Source organism: Streptomyces sp. NPDC006335 (assembly GCF_040612795.1).
Lineage (GTDB): Bacteria > Actinomycetota > Actinomycetes > Streptomycetales > Streptomycetaceae > Streptomyces.
This window is the reverse complement of sequence record NZ_JBEXQX010000011.1, coordinates 153,261-170,924: the sequence shown is the minus strand read 5'-3', so window position 1 is coordinate 170,924 and position 17,664 is coordinate 153,261. Positions and strand designations below refer to the sequence as shown.

General features: G+C 70.5%; 16 protein-coding genes. 7 read left to right on the top strand and 9 right to left on the bottom strand.

What is annotated here, in order from left to right; translation table 11 throughout:
* Positions 1-83: 83 nt before the first annotated feature.
* Positions 84-779 carry a L,D-transpeptidase family protein gene (locus ABZ098_RS28575; protein WP_356595896.1) on the top strand — a complete coding sequence of 232 codons (696 nt, stop codon included), beginning with the start codon at positions 84-86 and terminating at the stop codon, positions 777-779.
* Positions 780-808: 29 nt separating this feature from the next.
* Here the strand turns inward: ABZ098_RS28575 and ABZ098_RS28570 are convergent, their stop codons facing one another.
* From ABZ098_RS28570 to ABZ098_RS28555, 4 genes are read right to left on the bottom strand one after another with little or no spacing between them, the layout of a single operon-like run.
* Positions 809-2,011 carry a Gfo/Idh/MocA family oxidoreductase gene (locus ABZ098_RS28570; RefSeq protein WP_356596079.1) on the bottom strand — a complete coding sequence of 401 codons (1,203 nt, stop codon included), beginning with the start codon at positions 2,009-2,011 and terminating at the stop codon, positions 809-811.
* A 29-nt stretch (positions 2,012-2,040) separates the two neighbouring features.
* Positions 2,041-3,381 (bottom strand): sugar ABC transporter substrate-binding protein, encoded by a 1,341-nt coding sequence (locus ABZ098_RS28565; protein WP_356595894.1) that lies wholly within the window; start codon positions 3,379-3,381, stop codon positions 2,041-2,043.
* Between the two features lie 10 nt (positions 3,382-3,391).
* A complete protein-coding gene (locus ABZ098_RS28560; protein WP_356595892.1) occupies positions 3,392-4,324 on the bottom strand; it encodes a carbohydrate ABC transporter permease in 933 nt (310 codons plus the stop codon).
* A gap of 16 nt (positions 4,325-4,340) precedes the next feature.
* A complete protein-coding gene (locus tag ABZ098_RS28555; protein WP_356595891.1) occupies positions 4,341-5,306 on the bottom strand; it encodes a sugar ABC transporter permease in 966 nt (321 codons plus the stop codon).
* 166 nt (positions 5,307-5,472) lie between these two features.
* On the opposite strand from ABZ098_RS28555, the gene ABZ098_RS28550 reads away from it, so the two are divergent.
* The 3 genes from ABZ098_RS28550 to ABZ098_RS28540 all read left to right on the top strand — a co-directional run bounded on the left by ABZ098_RS28550 (position 5,473) and on the right by ABZ098_RS28540 (position 7,796).
* Positions 5,473-6,633, top strand: a complete 1,161-nt coding sequence (locus ABZ098_RS28550) for an ROK family transcriptional regulator (RefSeq protein ID WP_356595889.1) — start codon at positions 5,473-5,475, stop codon at positions 6,631-6,633.
* A gap of 101 nt (positions 6,634-6,734) precedes the next feature.
* Positions 6,735-6,920: a hypothetical protein gene (locus ABZ098_RS28545; RefSeq protein WP_356596077.1), complete on the top strand. Its 186-nt coding sequence runs from the start codon at positions 6,735-6,737 to the stop codon at positions 6,918-6,920.
* A gap of 54 nt (positions 6,921-6,974) precedes the next feature.
* Positions 6,975-7,796, top strand: a complete 822-nt coding sequence (locus ABZ098_RS28540) for an EamA family transporter (RefSeq protein WP_356595887.1) — start codon at positions 6,975-6,977, stop codon at positions 7,794-7,796.
* 9 nt (positions 7,797-7,805) lie between these two features.
* Here ABZ098_RS28540 and ABZ098_RS28535 read toward each other — a convergent pair whose 3' ends face one another.
* The 3 genes from ABZ098_RS28535 to ABZ098_RS28525 all read right to left on the bottom strand — a co-directional run bounded on the left by ABZ098_RS28535 (position 7,806) and on the right by ABZ098_RS28525 (position 11,026).
* Positions 7,806-9,176 carry a S1 family peptidase gene (locus ABZ098_RS28535; RefSeq protein ID WP_356595885.1) on the bottom strand — a complete coding sequence of 457 codons (1,371 nt, stop codon included), beginning with the start codon at positions 9,174-9,176 and terminating at the stop codon, positions 7,806-7,808.
* Positions 9,177-9,423: 247 nt separating this feature from the next.
* Complete coding sequence (locus ABZ098_RS28530) at positions 9,424-9,846, bottom strand: hypothetical protein (protein WP_356595883.1); 423 nt, start codon at positions 9,844-9,846, stop codon at positions 9,424-9,426.
* 496 nt (positions 9,847-10,342) lie between these two features.
* Positions 10,343-11,026: a TetR/AcrR family transcriptional regulator C-terminal domain-containing protein gene (locus tag ABZ098_RS28525; RefSeq protein WP_356595881.1), complete on the bottom strand. Its 684-nt coding sequence runs from the start codon at positions 11,024-11,026 to the stop codon at positions 10,343-10,345.
* A 79-nt stretch (positions 11,027-11,105) separates the two neighbouring features.
* Between ABZ098_RS28525 and ABZ098_RS28520 the strand changes: the two genes are divergently transcribed.
* Entirely contained in the window at positions 11,106-12,224 is a 1,119-nt protein-coding gene (locus ABZ098_RS28520; RefSeq protein ID WP_356595879.1) for an NAD(P)/FAD-dependent oxidoreductase, read from the top strand.
* A 130-nt stretch (positions 12,225-12,354) separates the two neighbouring features.
* Entirely contained in the window at positions 12,355-12,735 is a 381-nt protein-coding gene (locus ABZ098_RS28515; protein ID WP_356595877.1) for a PPOX class F420-dependent oxidoreductase, read from the top strand.
* Between the two features lie 68 nt (positions 12,736-12,803).
* Here the strand turns inward: ABZ098_RS28515 and ABZ098_RS28510 are convergent, their stop codons facing one another.
* Positions 12,804-15,551, bottom strand: coding sequence for a hypothetical protein (locus ABZ098_RS28510; protein ID WP_356595875.1), 2,748 nt, complete (start codon positions 15,549-15,551; stop codon positions 12,804-12,806).
* Between the two features lie 210 nt (positions 15,552-15,761).
* Between ABZ098_RS28510 and ABZ098_RS28505 the strand changes: the two genes are divergently transcribed.
* Complete coding sequence (locus tag ABZ098_RS28505; RefSeq protein WP_356595873.1) at positions 15,762-17,114, top strand: Gfo/Idh/MocA family oxidoreductase; 1,353 nt, start codon at positions 15,762-15,764, stop codon at positions 17,112-17,114.
* Positions 17,115-17,154: 40 nt separating this feature from the next.
* Here ABZ098_RS28505 and ABZ098_RS28500 read toward each other — a convergent pair whose 3' ends face one another.
* Positions 17,155-17,565 carry an OB-fold domain-containing protein gene (locus tag ABZ098_RS28500; protein ID WP_356595871.1) on the bottom strand — a complete coding sequence of 137 codons (411 nt, stop codon included), beginning with the start codon at positions 17,563-17,565 and terminating at the stop codon, positions 17,155-17,157.
* Between the last annotated feature and the right edge of the window lie 99 nt (positions 17,566-17,664).

Here is a 17,664-nt window from a genome sequence, read left to right as displayed (position 1 = left end):
GCGGGCCTGGCGGTACAACGATCGGGCAGGCACACCCGTCTAGCTGGTTAGAGATCGCAGGACCTTACGAAGGGGACAGGACCATGGGGGACATACGCAGACGGGGTGCCGTCGTACTCGGGATCACCGGGCTCGTCGCTCCGCTGACCATCGCGATGGGCGCCGCGCCCGCGCAGGCGGCGAGCTGCACCACGCAGGCGGGGCCGTACCAGAAGAAGGTGGAGAAGTTCCTCGGCCGTCCGGTCGACGGCAGGCAGTCCACCGCCGACTGCAAGGCGATCAAGGCCTTCCAGACCAAGCACGGCATCACACCGAACATCGGCTACGCGGGATCCGTCACCTGGGGCGTGATGGACCTGATGAACAAGCAGAAGGCCGTCGGCAGCAACCCGAACCGGGACGGCAAGTGCCCGACGAACAAGGGCCGCATCGCCTGTGTGAACCTCACGCTCCAGCTCAGCTGGATCCAGGACGGCGACCGGCTCGTCTACGGCCCCGTCCCGGTTCGCACCGGCCGCGACGGCTACGAGACCCGCACCGGCCTGAAGAAGATCTACTGGCGTGACATCGACCACGTCTCGTCGATCTACCACGTGCCGATGCCCTACAGCCAGTTCTTCGACGGCGGCCAGGCCTTCCACTCGGTGAACCTCAGCATGTGGAACCCGCCCGGCTCGCACGGCTGCACCAACATGACCCCGAAGGACGCCAAGAAGTACTGGTCGCTGCTGAAGAAGGGCGACGACGTCTTCGTGTACGGCCGCAAGCCGGGCACCTGAGACACCAGGCGCCCGGCGCGACGGCACGCTCACGCCTCGGGCGCGTCCCCGAAGTCCGGGATCTCCAGCCTGGCTCCACCCTGCCGCGCCGAGTCGTGCGCGACGATGCCCGGCAGGGTGTAGCGGGCCGCCACCCAGGCGTTCACCGACGACAGGGTGCGCGTGTTGACCGCGGTCACGAAGTCGTCCACCAGGAAGTGGTGGCTGCCCTCGTGGCCGTTGTGCAGGTTGTCGAACGACCGGGGCAGCCGCGCCCGGTCGTGCACCGGCGCCGACCCGGACGTGAACGCGGCCCGCAGGTCCGGCGCGATGTGCTGAAGTGACGGGTCGTCAGGAGCCATGGTGGGCTTGGGCTCCAAGAGTTCGCTGATGTCCTTCACGCCCTTCTTGTCCTGCCACAGGGCCACCGTGGCGAGCTGCTCCATGCTCGCCTCCGTCCCGAAGAACCGGAAACGCGACTCCCGGATGTGGGACGGGTAGCCGACCCGCCGGAACTCGTTCGTGCGGAACGACCCGCCGCCCGCCACCTCGAACAGCGCGGTCGCGTTGGAGAAGTCGTTGCCGAACTGGCTGACCTCCTTGTCGAACACCCCGTCCCCGCGGTCGTCGACCACACCGATCGCCGACACGCTCACCGCGTGCGTCTGCCAGGCGCCGAGCACCCCGCCCACCGAGTGCGTGGGGTAGAGCAGCGGGGGATAGCTGGCGGTCTCCTTCCACTTCTCGCCGCCGCTGTACTGGTACGCATCGTAGAACCCCAGGTCCATGTCGTGGACGTAGTCGCCCTCGGCGTAGAAGAGCCGCCCGAAGGCACCCTCGGCGATCTGGTTGCGGGCGTGCACGGTCGCCGGGTTGTACTGGCTGGTCTCGCCCATCATGTACGTCAGCCCGGTCGCCCGGACCGCGTCGATGATCGCCGCTATCTCCTCGGTGGTGATGGCCATGGGGACCGCGGAGTACACGTGCTTGCCGGCGTTCAGGCCCTGGAGCACCAGAGGGCCGTGCGTCCAGCGCTGGGTGAAGATCGCGACCGCGTCGACCTCCTTCGACTCCAGCATGGCCTCGTACGTGGGGAAGGTGCCGGCCAGGCCCTGCGCCGAGGCGAGCTGCTCGGCCCGTTCGGGCAGCAGGTCGGTGACGTACACGTCGCCGACACCGGGGTGGGCCTGGAACAGCGTGGCGAACTGGCCGGAGAACTGGCCGGCGCCGACGATGCCGAGGGAGAACGTCATGAAGTGCGTGCCCTTCACTGGTCGCGGGATCACTGCGAGAGGATCAGGTTGATCTGGTCGTTGGTCTGGTCGAGGCCGCTCACGGACTTGCCGTTGCCGAAGATGTCCTGCATGGCGGGGTGCATCAACGCGTAGACGTCCGCCGCGTAGTTGGTGATGGGGTAGGAGAAGGTCGTGAAGTCCTTCTTGTCGGCCACCGGCTCGGTGAAGGCGGTGACGTCGATCCCCTTCTTCCTGTAGGCGGCCACGGCGGCGGCGGTGCCGTCAGGTGTGGCCGGGAAGACGACGCCGTAACCGCCGACCGTCTTCTGGCACTCGTCCGACGCCAGGTACTGCACCCACTTGCGCGCGCCCTCCTTGTTGCGGGCGTTCTTGGTGATGGAGTCGGCGAGACCGTTCATCATGGTCGCGCGCTTGCCGGTGGGGCCCTCGGGGGTGACGGCGGTGCGCATGTCGAGGCCCTTGAACCCGGCGTACGTCGAGATCATCCAGGCCCCGTCGAAAGCGGTCGCCGCCTTGCCCGCCGCGACCTGGGTGTTGGCCTGGTTGGACTGGGAGTTGTAGTCGGTGAAGGGCGCCATGTAGCCCTTCCTCGCCAGTCCGAAGTACCACTCGACGGCGGACTGGAAGACAGGACTGTCGTACCGGTACTTGGTGCCCCAGCGCTTCTTGTCGGTGTAGCTCCACCCGGCGGAGGCGGTGAAGTTGCTCCACTGGGTCTGGCCGTCGCCGTCCCCGCCGCCGTTGGTGGCGAGGCCGTACACCTTGACGTTGTTCTTGTCGAAGCCGGGTTCGTCACCCCGCTTGCCGTTCTTGTCGACCGTGAGGTGGGCGATGACCTTCTCGAAGGTGCCGCCGTCCTTCGGGTTCCACGCCAGGTCGTTCAACTGCGCCGCGGTGAGCCCGGCCGCGTCGGTCATCTTCTTGTTGTAGAAGAGGGCGACGGTGTCCCAGTCCTTGGGGGCGCCGTAGCGGTGGCCGTCCTGGCCCAACCAGTTGGCCGCGAGCCCGGGCTGGTAGGCGGAGTCGTCGATGCCCAGGTCGTCGAGGGGTTCGAGGACCTTGAGGTCGGCGAACTGGCCGAACTTCTGGATGTGGTCGGTGAACACGTCCGGCTCGGTGCCCGCGATGAAGCTCGCGGTGAGCTTGGTCCAGTAGTCGTCCCAGCCCAACTGGGTGATCTTCACGTGCAGTCCGGGGTTCCGCCGCTCGAAGTCCTTGGCGCAGGCCTGGTAGGCGGGCTGCTGGTTGGAGTCCCACAGCCAGTACGTCACCGTGTGCGAGGAGGACCCGGCGGAGCCGCTCCCGGCGCACCCCGTCAGACAGAGGGCCAGGGTGCCGGCCAGTGCCGTCAGCGTACGAAGTCGCATCACGAGTCCCTCACTTGATCCCGGTGAAGCTGATGGTGGACACGATGCGCCGCGCGAAGAACCCGAACAGCACCAGCATCGGCAGCGCGGCGATGAGCGTCGCCGCCATGAGACCGGACCAGTCGACACCCGACTGCGGGGTCTGGGCCCGGAAGATGGCCAGCGCGACGGTCAGGACGCGTGAGCTGTCGCTGTAGGACACCATCAGCGGCCAGAAGTAGTCGTTCCAGGAGGTGATGTACGTCAGCACGGCCAGGGTCAGGACCGGTGCGGACGCCATCGGCAGCAGCACCCGGAAGAAGATCCGCACCTTCCCGGCGCCGTCCAGCAGGGCGGCCTCCTCGACCTCGCGGGGCACGTTCATGAAGAACTGCCTCAGGAAGAACACCGCGAACGGCGTCATGAACATCGTCGGCAGGGCGATGCCCAACAGGTTGTCGATCAGGCCGAGTTCCTTGATGAGCACGAAGTTCGGCAGCAGCGTGAAGATGGTCGGCACCATCAGCCCGGCGAGGAACAGCGCGAACACCTGGTCGCGGCCCCGCCAGCGCAGTCGGGCGAAGGCGTACGCGGCCATCGCGGAGAAGAAGATCTGGCAGACGGTGACCAGGGTGGAGACGATCACCGAGTTGAGCAGATAGCGCCAGAACTTCAGCCCGCCGCCCGCGCCGCCCTGCGCGATGGCGTCCTTCGTGGACTCAAGGCCCAGGGCGCGGGCGAATCCGGTGCCGGTCGGGTCCACCGGCAGCGGGTCGGAAGCGTGGGCGGCGAGCCCGGAGTTGGTGGACAGCGCGGTGCGCAGGATCCAGTAGAACGGCAGCAGGGTCACGAGCACGATCGCGCCCATCGCCGTCCAGGCCAGGACGCGGCCGGGGGAGAGGGGGCGGCGCCCTGTGGGCCGTACTCGTGTCGTCGTGGGCCTGGTGGTGGTCACGGCAGCCATGTCGACTCCTTCCGGGTCAGCCGAGATCGGTCTGGCCGGCCCGGGTGAGCCGGTACTGCAGGACGGTGATCGCGCTCAGTACGACCAGGAGGGCGACGGACATCGCGGACGCGTAGCCGAACTGGAAGCGCCCGAAGGCCGATTGGTAGATGTAGAACTGGAGCACGTTGGTCGCGTTCGCCGGGCCGCCCGCGGTCGTCACCGCGACCGTGTCGAACACCTGGAACGAACCGATCACCGTCATGATCAGGACCACCGCCAGCACCGGACGCAGCAACGGCATCGTGATCCGCCAGAACATCCGCCACTCGCTCGCGCCGTCCACCTTCGCCGCCTCGTACATGTCGTTCGGGATGGCCATGAGCCCGGCGAACAGCAGCAGCGCGGTGTAGCCGACGTGCCGCCACACGTTGATCAGGGCGATCGTCGGGATCGCCCAGGTCTCGTCGGCGAGGAAAGGGATACGGTCGAAGCCGAGCCCGGCGATGATCTCGTTGCCGATGCCGAGCTGGTTGTCGAGGATCCACAGCCAGACCAGACCCGCGACGACGTTCGACATCAGATACGGCGTGAGCACGATCCCGCGCAGCAGAGGGGACTGTGTCAGGCGCTGGAGGAGCACGGCGATGGCGAGGGCGGACACCGTCTGGACGCCGATGTTGATGACCACGTACTCCACGGTGACCTTCAGCGACTCCCAGAAGATGGGGTCGTGGATCATCCGGTCGTAGTTGGCGAGGCCCACCCACTCCGCCGGGGTCAGCAGGTTGAAGCGGGTGAAGCTGAGATAGACGCCCCGCAGCGTCGGCCAGAGCAGGAAGACCACGAAGCCCACCAGGGCCGGGGCGATGAACACCGCGGCCAGGCGCCCGTCGCCCCCGCTCGACCCGCCTGCGTCCCGGTCCCTGCTCGGTTCGGTCGGTGCCCCTTCGGCGCCGCTGAGCGGCAGACGCGACGGAGGGCTGCTGGAGGCGATGGTCATCGGGAGACTCCCTCGTCTGCGTGGCTCGTCCTCGGCCACTTACTTTTGCTGCGAAAGAATCCAGGCGTCAAGAGCCCTGCAAACATCTTTTCTGGACCGCTTCCGTGGCCATAATGTGGTCACGTTGCTTTTATGGTGGAAGAAATCATGTGGGAGTCTGATCTCCATGACCGCAGTTGCCGCCAGCTGGCTACCCCTGAGCGCCGGTGAGCGCTCGGTGGCGATCGAGGTGCTCGTCCACGGCCCGCTGTCGCGCACCGAACTCGCCCGCCGCCTCGACCTCTCCGCGGGCAGCCTCACCCGGCTGACCAAGCCGCTCATCGAGTCGGGCCTGCTGATCGAGGTCCCCGAGGCGGGCACCCCGGCCGAGGTGCGCCAGGGGCGCCCGTCGCAGCCCCTCGACGTGGTCGTCGAGTCCCTGTCCTTCATCGGTTTCAAGATCACCGAGGACATGGTCTACGGCGTCGTCACCACGCTCCGGAGCGAGATCGTCGCCCGCCACGACCGGCCCCTCGCCAGCCACGACCCCGTCGAAGTCGCCGACCTGCTCGCGGAGATGACGAGCGAACTGGCCCGCGCCTACCCGCGGTTGGCCGGTATCGGCATCGGTGTCGGCGGCTTCGTCCAGGAGCGTGCGGTGGTCGGCGAGTCCCCGTTCCTGCACTGGCGGGACGTCCCCCTCGGTGAACTCGTCGAGGAGCGCACGGGATTGCCGGTGGTCGTCGAGAACGACGTCGCCGCCCTCGTCGAGGCCGAGACCTGGTTCGGCGCCGGACGCGGCCTCGACCGCTTCGTCGTCCTCACCATCGGCGCCGGCATCGGCTACGGCCTGGTCCTCGGCGGCCGGCGCGTCCCCTACGCCGAGGAGGACCGGGGCTTCGGACGGCACTGGATCATCGACCCCAACGGGCCGCTCACGCCCGACGGCAACCGCGGCAGCGCCGTCTCCCTGCTCACCATCCCCAACATCCGCTACCAAGTGCAGGCCGCCACCGGCCGCGACCACACCTACGAGGAGATCCTGGCCCTCGCCGCGGCGGGCGACCCCATGCCGGCCCGTGTCATCGACGAGGCCGGGCGTGCCCTCGGTGTCCTGGTCGCCCAGATCGCCAACTTCGCCATGCCGCAGAAGATCATGCTCGCCGGTGAGGGCGTCGGGCTGATGGACGTCGCGGGCAAGACCGTGGAGGACACCGTCCGCTCCCACCGGCACCCCCTGGCCACCCCGATCGACCTGGAGACGAGAGTGTCCGACTTTCACGACTGGGCCCGCGGGGCCGCGGTGCTGGCGATCCAGGTGCTGGTCCTGGGGACGGCCGAAGTGTGAACCGGGCCACACCCCTTGACAGCTGGACGTGATCAGTAACACGGTCCGGTATGTCCTTTTCTGGTGTGATTAACTCACGGCGCCTTCACTTCCGGAGCCGTATCATTCACACCATGTCCACCACTGTTGAACCCGTGACCGATCGATCGGCCGACGAGGTCAACGAGGAGATCCGGGCCCTGTGGCGCCGGGCGGGCGGGACACTGAGCGGCGAGCAGCGCGAGGAATACCAGCGTCTCGTCCTGGAGTGGGCCGCCGCCGCTCCGCAGCCGGTCCGGGCGGCCTGACCCCGGCGACCGCCGCGGGGCATCACCGCCCCGACCCTGGGCACCCCTGACGGAATGGGCCCTCTCCTCGCACTGGCCTCGGCGGTCTGCTACGGCATCGTCGACTTCACCGGCGGTCTGCTGTCCCGCCGCGCCCACTTCGCCGCCGTCACCCTCCTGGGCCAGATCGGCGGCCTGCTGCTCGCGACCACCGCCGCGCTCCTCCTTCCCGCCGACGCCGTACGGCCCGTCGACCTTCTGTGGGGCGCGCTCTCCGGTGTCGGGAGCGGCGCCGCCATGCACTTCCTCAACCGCGGCCTCAGTCACGGCGCGATGAGCGTCGTCGTCCCCGTCAGCGCCGTCACCGGGGTCGGCCTCTCCGTGGTGTGCGGAGTCATGCTCGGCGACCGGCCGACCGCCGTGGCCTGGCTGGGGATCGTCCTCTCGGCGCCCGCCCTCTGGATGGTCTGCGGCGGCGGCGAGGACGACGGCGGGGGTGTTCCCGACGGACTGCTGGCCAGTGCCGGCGTCGCGCTCCAGTACATCGCCCTCGCCCAGGCCGGAGCCTCCAGTGGACTGTGGCCGGTGGCCGCGGGGCGGGCGGCCGCCGTGCTCGTGCTGCTGCCCGCGGCGGCACGTCACCCTCTGCGGCTGCGCCTGCCGCCCGCGCGGGCCGTCCAGGCGGTCCTCGTCGGAGCGGGCGCCGCCCTGGGACTCATCCTCTATCTGCTCGCCGCCCAGCGGCAGTTGCTGGCCGTCGCCGTCGTCCTGGCCTCCCTCTACCCGGCCCTCCCCGTGATCCTCGGGCTCGCCCTCCTGGGTGAGCGGCTGAGCCGGAAGCAGGTGGTGGGCCTCGCGGGAGCGGGGTTGGCCACGGTTCTGCTCAGCCTGGGATGACCCCGGGTCTCAGCCCCACGTGGCCGAGTAGTACCGCTGGTACGCCTTGCGGTCCTGCTCCGAGCGGATGTACCGCGTGGCCACCAGCGCGATCAGGCTTCCCCCGACGACCAGCAGACCGGGCCCGACGTTCCGGGTGTCCGTGAGCCGGCTCAGCAGGGGCGTGCCCTGCGCCCCCTGCACCGCCGCCGCGGAGCCGGGCGAGGCGGCACCGGGAGCGACCGAGCCCTGCGCGGAGGTGGCCGACGGCGCGGGTGAGGGCCCGCCCGCGGCGGCGGCCGGGTTCGACACGATCAACTGCATGCCGAGCTCCGTCAGGGCCTTCGTCACGGGCTGGAAGAACGTCGTACCGCCCTGGGTGCAGTCACCGCTGCCGCCCGAGGTGATGCCCAGTGCGATCCCCTCGGAGAACATCGGACCACCGCTGTCCCCGGGCTCCGCGCACACGTTGGTCTCGATCAGCCCGGTGACCGTGCCCTCCGGGTAGTTCACCGTCGAGTTGACGCCCGTCACCTGACCGTCCCGCAGCCCGCTCGTGCTGCCGCTGCGGAACACCCGCTGCCCGATGGACGGATCGCCCGCGCCGGTGATCTGCACGCCCTTGCCGTTGCCGATGAACACGACGCCGGCGCCGTCGCCCGCCTTCCCGTCGGCGTACTGCACCAGCGAGAAGTCGTTGCCCGGGAAGCTCTGGGCGACCGTCTTGCCGAGTTGGTTGGTGCCTCCGGTGTCCGCGAACCAGGTCGAACCGGTGGGACCGCAGTGTCCCGCCGTGAGGATGAAGTCGCTCTGGCCGTTGGTCACGTTGAAGCCCGCCGAACAGCGTCCGCCGGTCGACAGGATCGGCTGCGCCCCGTTCAGGCGGGGGGTGAAGGTGCCCTCGGTGCGCTCCATCCGGACGAAGCCGCCGATGCCGTCCGCGACCTTCGTCATCGCGGCCCAGTCGGACGCCGAGACGGTGCTGTCGCCCTGCACCACCACCTCGTTGGTCCGGTAGTCCATGGACCAGGCGGTCCCGGCGACCCGGGGCGCCGAACGCAGCGTCTTCGCCGCCGACTTGAGCTCGTCCATGCTGTGCCCGACGACCTTCGCCTTCGCACCCGCCCTGCGCACCTCGGCGGCAGCCTGCTCGTCGGTGACCGCGACGACCGCCTTGCCGTCGGCACCGATCCAGGTGCCCGCGGTACGGGAGGTGCCGAGCCGCGACACGAGCTCCGCCCCCGTCTGGCCCGCCTTCATGGCGTAGGTGTGCGGCACGGCGGTGGCCGCGGGAGGCTCGCTCGCGACGGCCCGCGTGACCATCACACCTCCCAGGAGGAGTCCGCCGACTGCCGCCAGCCGTGTCACTCGCCGGACGACCCGTCGTCGTGCGTGCCTCATGCATGGCTCCCGAACCCGAACAAGCGGTGTCTGCACCGCGGGGCCCTCCGGTCGTTGAGCGCCCTCCTTGCATACGCGGCCGGGGGCGGGGGCGTTCACGACGGCGGGGGTTCGTGTACGACGGGATCTTGCTGAGGCGCCGGGGCCCGTTGTCTTCCGGGACCTGTCAAAGGGGCGTAGGCCGGTGAGCCGGACGACCAGGCCCGCTCTCTCTTCGGGTAAGACGCCTCACAGGTCCGGGAGTTGGTCAGGCATGCTGCATCGATGTGTGCTGACAGAATTCCCGCTGACACCGAGCGTCAAGACCGCCGTCGTTGTCCGGTGACAGGAATTGGCTGCATGTGCAGACGTAGCAGTACAGAGGGCCGCCGGGATCGTAATCCGCGTCACGCAGGCGGGCGTCGGCAGCCTCGCGTACCGAACGGCTGTGATTCTCCAACTCGGCGAAGTCGGCCTCGTTCTGCTTGAACGCTTCGCGTTGACCTTCAGTAAGGTGCGGCGGGTCCTCGGGGCTAGGCGTGTGCACCGCCCAGTGGGCCGTGTGCCGTGGAGTGAATTCAGCGTTGTGTTCGGCTGCGGCCTGGGCGGCGGCCTCCTTGGTGGGGAAGAGCATGACAACGTTGAGGTCTTCCTCCGGGCAGTACACATCCCACTTGGTTCGGGACGTCATCGGATACACCTCCGTGCAGAGCTGTGCCGAGCTGCTGGGCCGAAGGGAAGAAGTGGCAGACAGTTGCCCGGCCTGAAGGGTGGTTCGCGGAAACGCGTGACGGGCACCGAGGCGTAGCAGTAAGCCCTCGGCTGAGCCCAACTCCATTGTCCGACCAGTCATGCGGGCCTGCCACTTGGGAAGTGGTCCGCAGGAAACGGTTTGCCATGTGCAGAAGCGAGTTGGCCGGGTCTCCGCAGACTGGGGCCACGATCCCGCGGTACGGCCCAGTACGGCGGCCGCCGCCGAGCCGGTGCCCCTGTCCGGCCGGGGGCGGTTCGCGCCTCACGGCGGGCCATGCTCCGGACCGCAACTGTGCGGTGGGCGGAGGAGTCGCCAGTGGGTCGCCGGCAGGGCGGTGACGCAGTGGCCCTGGCCGTGTCTACGGTGACCGCCTCGGCAGTTCACCGGCGGTGGCCTCGCCATGGACAGCGGTCCGGGCTCATCGCGCCCCCGCTCATGGCGTGAGTCTGGCGGCCACGGCGTCGAGGATCCAGTCCAGGCCGGTCGCGAAGGAGGTCTCGGCGTCCACGTCCGTACCGTCGTGAACGGCCTTCGACAGCGCCGGGAAGCGCCCCGTGGCCAGCATCCTCGTCACATGGGGGCCGGAGGCGCGCTGCCAGTCGCGCTTGGACAGGCCCGTGGCACGCTCGGCGCGCAGGTTCGCGATCTCGCGCCTGATCGCGCCCGTGAAGTAGGCGCTGACGGTTTCCACCGCGCGCATGACGGTGTCGATGTCGGCAAGGCCGTCGAGGGCGGCCAGCGTGGCCTCGGTCACGGCGAGGCCGTTCGGGCCCAGGCTCGGGCGGCGGCCGAGCAGGTCGGCCAGCCATTCGTGACGTAGAGCGGCCTGCCTGGTGCGGTGGGCGAGGACGTGCAGCGCCTCCCGCCAGTCACCGGGCTGCTCCTCGGGGAGGATCTCGGCCTGGACCTCGTCCACCATGAGGTCGAACAGCTCCTCCTTGGTGGAGATGTATCCGTACAGCCGCATCGGGCCGGCGTTCAGCCGGGCGGCGACCTTGCGCAAGGACACCGCCTCCAGGCCACCCTCGTCGGCCAGCGCGACGGCGGCGGCGACGATCCGTTCCCGGTCGAGCGGCACGGGGCGAGCCGGCGGCTCCGGCCGGTCCCACACAGTCATGGTCACACCCGTTCAGTCATGGTCACGCCCGTTCCGTTCCGTTGCGGTACATCCTATGAGGCCAATACAGTGTATCGACATGAGACATCGTATCGCCGTAGTCGGAGGCGGCCCGGGCGGACTCACCTTCGCCCGTGTCCTGCACCGCCTCGGTCACCCCGTCACCGTGCTGGAACGCGATCCCGGCCCCGACGCACGCCCTCCGGGCGGCACTCTGGACCTGCAGGAGGGGCTGGGCCAACTCGCGCTGGACAAGGCGGGGCTGGCAGCGGAGTTCGAGGCACTGTCCCGCCCCGAGGGGCAGGCCATGCGGATCTTGGACACGGACGGGACCGTCCTGCGCGACTGGCGACCCCGCCCGGACGAGCGGGCCAATCCCGAGATCGACCGCGGGCAACTGAGGGACCTGCTGCTCGGCCCTCTCGACGTCCAGTGGGGCCGGGGCGTGGCACGGGTGGTGCCAGGGACCCGGGACGGCGTACAGGTTCATTTCGAGGACGGGCGGCAGGAGACGTTCGACCTCGTGGTCGGCGCGGACGGCGCCTGGTCCCGGGTCCGCCCGGCGGTCTCGTCCGCGACCCCGCACTACACCGGCGTCACCTCGGTCGAGACCTCCCTGGACGACGTCGACACCCGCCACCCCGACCTCGCCCGGCTGATCGGCGACGGTTCCCTGGCCGTGTATGGCGTGAACCGCTCCCTCGTCGCCCAGCGCAACAGCGGTGGCCACGTCAAGGTGTACGCCAAGTTCCGCGCACCGGTCGACTGGCACACGGACCTGGACCGGGCGGACGTCGAGGCCGTGAGGTCAAGCCTGCTGGCCCTGTTCGACGGCTGGGCCGCTCCCGTCCTCGAACTCCTCCGCCACGGCACCACTTTCGTCCACCGCCCCTTCTACGCCCTGCCCGTCTCCCACACCTGGGCCCATGTGCCCGGGGTGACGCTGCTGGGCGACGCCGCCCATCTGATGCCTCCCCTGGGGGCGGGCGCGAACCTCGCCATGCTGGAAGGCGCCGAACTCGCCGAGTCCCTCGCCACCGGCCTCGATGATCCGGACAACGCCGTCCGCGTCTTCGAGGAACGCATGTGGGCACGGGCCGGCAGATGGGCGAAGATCACGACGGCCGGTCTGGAACGCCTCGTGAGCCCCGACCCCGCCGAAGCCATCGCCCAGTTCGACCAGGTCCAGCCGTCCTGACCGCCGAGGGCGAGAGCATCGGCGCCGAACAACGCGTCCCACAGGAGCCGAGAGGCCGTCACGCCTCAGCGACCGGAGGGGGCCGCGCACCGCACGCATCCTGTTGGCACGCGTTGCCTAGACTTCCGTCATGGACGACACGCCGCTGGAGCGGCTCGGTGCGGGCAAGTACCTGCTGCTCACCAGCTTCCGCAAGAACGGTACGCCGGTCGCCACCCCCGTGTGGGTGGTCCGCGACGGGGACGCGCTCGGCGTGTGGTCGGCCGCCGACGCCTGGAAGGTGAAACGGATCCGGGCCCGCGCGGACGTCCTCGTCGGCCCCTGCGACCTGCGGGGCAACCCGACCGGCGATCAGATCCCGGCCACGGCGGAGATCTGCGACGCGGCGACCACCGCCCGCTACCGGCAGCTCCTGGCCCGGAAGTACGGCATCCTCGGTCGGCTCTCGCTCCTCGGCAGCAGGCTGCGCCGCGGGACGGACGGGACCGTCGGGATCCGCGTGACCTTGTGACGTGCGGGGCCCGGACACACCGGACCCCGCACTAGGGACTGCTCACCTGGCGCCGTACGGCGTCGTGCTCACGGCCGGTCGAGCACCGTCCCCGTCAGCACCGGCCTGTCGGGCAGCGGCTCGGCGTTCCGGTCGGTCAGCGCGACGCGCATCGACTCGGCCGACTCGGCCACCTGGTCCTGGACCGTCGGCACGACGAAGTCCACGCCGGTGCTCCCGGGCGGGATGTTCAGCCACACCCACAGGCTCGCGTCGGACAGCGGCCGCTCGGGGTCGGGCACGTCACCGGACCACTCCTGGAGCCACTGCGGGTCCACGTCCTTGGTGGACAGTTCGGTGCCCTCGGTGACCGGAAGCACCCGTACCGGCTCCCAGAGGTCCACCGCCGTCGGCGCGTCGATGGACAGCCGCCAGGTCAGCGTCTCTCCCTCGGTGACCCGGTCCGCGACCGGCGACAGGGTGATCACCGGTGCGGGATCGTCGTTCTCGACGGTGACCCCGCCCCGGTGCTGACCGACGACGGAGTTGTGCACGGCCTTGACGGCGATGTCGTGCTCCACGTCGTCGCCGTAGGTGGTGTCGCCCTTGACCTCGACCGGTACGTCGATCGCGTGGCTGCCGGGGCGCACCGTCACCAGCTTGCTCTTGGACCGGCCGCTGTCGGGGTCGAGGACGTACACGCGGACCTGGCCGCTGCCGTGCCCGGAGATCTTCACCGGGACGCGGTAGGTACGGGTGCCGGAGTCGCCTTCCTTGACGATCGTGCGGCCCACGTCGACGCGGGGGAGTGCGGCCGCCTTGACCGCGGGAGTGCCCGGCGCCCAGCCCCAGGCGTCCATCAGCCAGGCCCGCCCGGACCGCGAACGGGGCGTCAGCTCAAGGGACTTGACGTGCCGGAGATCGAGCCCGGCCCGGGTCGCCGCCGTGAGCGGGACGCGCAGTTCCTGCGCCCAGTAGGACGCGGTGCGCGCGGAGCCCGGCAGGCCCGCCATCTCGACCCGGCCCAGCTTCACCCGGCGGTTCGAGGAGTCGGTGACGGACACGTCGAACTTCGTGCCGGTCGTGTTCGGCGGTACGAAGACCCGCAGCGCGAGCTTCTTGGAGCCGTGCAGGGAGAGCGGCTTGGTGGGGGTGACGCGTGCAGCCGTGCCCGGTGCGGACCACTTCAGGTCGACCGCGCCGCGGCCGGTCTCCTTCTCCGTCTCCCACGACGCGAAGTGCGGGGACGAGCCGGGGGTCTCCGGGTCCAGACAGGCCACGGCCGGGTTCGGGTCGATCGCCGAACACAGCCGGGCGCCGGTCACCTTGGCCCCGGCGTTCGGCAGGAAGCCGCCGCTCCGGTGGCCGCCGACCGCGTGGGTGAGCACCCGCGCCGGGTCGGCGGACGGGGCCCGCCTGCCGGAACCGTCGAGCAGCGGAAGCACCCGGTCGTCGTCGGCGACGAACAGCCGGGCGGCCGCGGCGATGTAGGTGGAGCCCGCCTTGTGCTGCTGGGCGGCGGTCAGCCGGGTCGCGGCACCCGGCGAGCAGACCGGGTCGGGCTGCTCCTCGGGGTCGGTCCCGAAGTCGTCCTCGGCCGGGGCCTCGGCCTCACCCGGGGTCCACTCGCTGTTGAAGTAGTTGTGGTTGGCGCCGACCATGTAGACCGCGCTGTGCAGCGCGCTACCCCGGCTGACGCCGCGCGTGCCGTCGACGAACTCCTCGCCCTGGAGGTCCGACACATCGCCGTCGCAGCCCGGCAGCAGGGTCACCGACGGCACGTCGGCGACCGGATTCTGGCCGAAGATCGTCGGTCCGACGAGCACGGTCCCGCGCACCTTCCAGCGCACCGGCCCCCGGTAGCCGTCCTCGGCGGCGGGCGGCGGGTAGAGGCTGTCCATGGCGGCCCGGTTGACGCCCTCACCGCCGCGCGAGTGGCCGACGAGCAGGACCCGGGAGAGGTCCGCCTTGGCCGCCTGGCGTACGACGGCCGGGGCGGTGGAGCGGTGCGCGGTCCAGTCGGCCCAGCGGGCGAGGTGCTGCCGTACCAGCGAGGAACGCGCCTGCGCGCCGGCGTCCTCGGCCTGCCAGTCCTGGGCGTTGATGCCGTTGGCCGAGATCGACACCGTCACATAGCCCTGCGAGGCCAGGAGTTTCTGGTCGCGCAGGTAGCCCTTGTCGCTGGGGATCGGCTTGTAGCCGTCCGCACAGGGCCAGTCGATGGTCACGTCGCCCTCGCTGCCCGGCTTGTAGCAGGTCGCGTGACGGCCGTGCAGGAACAGCGCGAGCGGCCGGCTGCCGGTGGCACCCTTCGGCGCCACCACCTGGGCACGCATCTCGACCGGGGCGGCGAACCCCGGCAGGCGCACGGGGGCGAGGTCGTACTGGCCGCTGACCGTGCGGTACGAGCCGGGCTTCCCGGGGTCGACCCCGTTCGCCGGTGCCTGTGCGGGGAGCCGCACGCCGCGCGCGTCGGACGCGCGCGGCTCGTCGGCCGCCGCGTCCAACCGGCGTCCCGCGGCGGTGACCTGCAGGTCCGTCAGTTCCGTCGACGCGGCCTTGTCGAGGGCGAGCCGGAAGGTCCGCCCGTCCTTCGCGGGTCTCGGCACGCCGAGCAGCCGGTCCCCGGTACGGAACTCGACGCGCGCGTCCCCCATGGGCACGGCCTTCGGCGCGCGCCAGACCAGCTCACGCGCCCCGCGCTTTCCGTCGATCCGCCACCCCGGCGGAAGTCCGTTGTCGTTCGTCGCGCTCAACGGGCCCGCTTGGGAAGGCTGTTGAGCCTGTGCCAGTCCTGGCGAGCCCGCCAGAGCCGCCAGTACCGCCACGGCGGTCACACATATTCGCCGGGCACGGATCAATGGTTCTCTCCTCAAAACCCCGTGCGCAGACGTCCCGTCGGTCCCGGGCGCCTCTCGCGTCCCATAGGAGGGAGGAGGAGTGTCTGTGGGTTGTCTGTGCGGGGCCGTCGTCTTCGGGTGAGCGATGCGATCAAGCCAGTCAGGTCGCGGGGACTAGCGGATCACCCGACGGGGGAAGCGCTTTCCATGAGCCGAACTCCCCACCTCCGCGCGGTCGTCGTCGGTACCGGCCACCGCGCCCAGTTGTTCACCCGCGCCCTCGCGGCACGCCCCGGCCACCGCGTCGCGGCCCTGTGCGATCCCAGCCCCACCCGCATGGCCTTCCACAACCGCCTGCTCGCCGAGGCCGGGGAACCCGCCGCCGCCCAGTGGGAGCCCGAGAACTTCGCCGATCTGCTCGGCAAGGAGGGCATCGACGAGGTCGTCGTCACCACGGTCGACGCCGAGCACGACCGCTACATCGTCCCCGCGCTGCGGGCCGGCTGCCGGGTGGTCACCGAGAAGCCGATGACCGTCGACGCCGAGCGCTGCGCCCGCATCCTGGACACGGTCGGGGCCACCGGCAACTCCCTCACCGTCGCCTTCAACTACCGCTTCAACCCCGTGCACGAGGCGGTCCGCGCCCTGCTCGCCGACGGTGCGGTCGGCGAGGTCCTCTCCGTCCACTTCGAGTGGCTCCTCGACACCCGGCACGGAGCGGACTACTTCCGCCGCTGGCACCGCGAGAAGCGGTACAGCGGCGGCCTGATGGTCCACAAGGCGAGCCACCACTTCGACCTGGTCAACTGGTGGCTCGCCGACGAACCGCAGGAGGTCTTCGGCTACGGGCGGCTCGCGTTCTACGGCCGTGAGGCGGGCGAACGCCATGGCCTGCGCCGCGACTACACCCGGGCCCACGGCGCGGGACCGGCCGCCGACGACCCCTTCGCCCTCGACCTCGCGGCCGACGACACCCTGCGCGCCCTGTACCTCGACGCCGAGCAGGACGACGGATACCTGCGCGACCGCAACGTCTTCGACGGGCCCGTCACCATCGAGGACGACATGGCACTCCTGGTCCGCCACGCCCGGGGCACGACGATGACGTACCACCTCACCGCCTACTCCCCCTGGGAGGGCTACCGGGTCATGTTCAACGGCAGCGCGGGCCGGCTGGAACTTGAGGTCGAGGAAAGCCGCTGGCAGGCGCCCCGGACCAGGATCACCTCGGCGAGCGGCGCGCTGCACGGGGACACCGCGGCCGACCACGCGGGCGGCGCGCGCCTCACCCTGCGGCCCCTGTGGCGGCCCCCGGTCGACGTGCCGCTCGTCACCGCCCACGAGGCGCACGGCGGGGGAGACCCACGCATGCTCGACGCGCTCTTCGGGCCGGTGGACCCCGGTGCGGGACCCGCGAGCCAGGACGCCGGTGCCGCGACGCATCCGACGGCCACCGAACGGGACGGCGCACTGGCGCTGGGCGTGGGCCTCGCCGCCAACCGGTGCTTCGAGACGGGGCGGCCGGTGCGGGTGCGCGACCTGATCCCCGGGGCCTGGTGAGGGCCGGGACCCCGGGCGTCCGCCCGGGTCCGACGACGCGTCAGCTCCAGGCGCGGTAGGGCTCGTCGATCAACTGGAAGACCGGCTCGCCGCGGACCGGGTCCTTGGCCGTCGACATCCGCACCCGGTCACCGCTGTGGATCGCGGCGGGCGGGCCCATGACCCGGCCCCGGACGACGAAACCCTCGGCCAGCTCGATCAGCGACACATTGCGGGCGGCGGGGGTGTTGCGGTGGACCACCGTCGAGTGCCGGACGGTGCCCACGCCCTCGCTGCGTTCCGTGCGCAGGTCGCCGCCCTGGCAGACCGGACACAGCAGCCGGTGGTACATCGCCGTACCGCACCAGGTGCAGCGCTGGAAGAGGATCGCGTCCGTGGCCGGGGCGGCGGGCTCGAGTACGCCCGTCCCGGAGCCGGCTGCCTGACGAGCAATGCCTGAGTGGTGGTACACGCTGGTCAACTCCCTGCGCTCGGCCGGAATCCCACGTGCTCGGGTAACCGTGCACGGACGTGCGCGGCTCCCGTGCCGCCGTGCACGACCGTCAGCGTA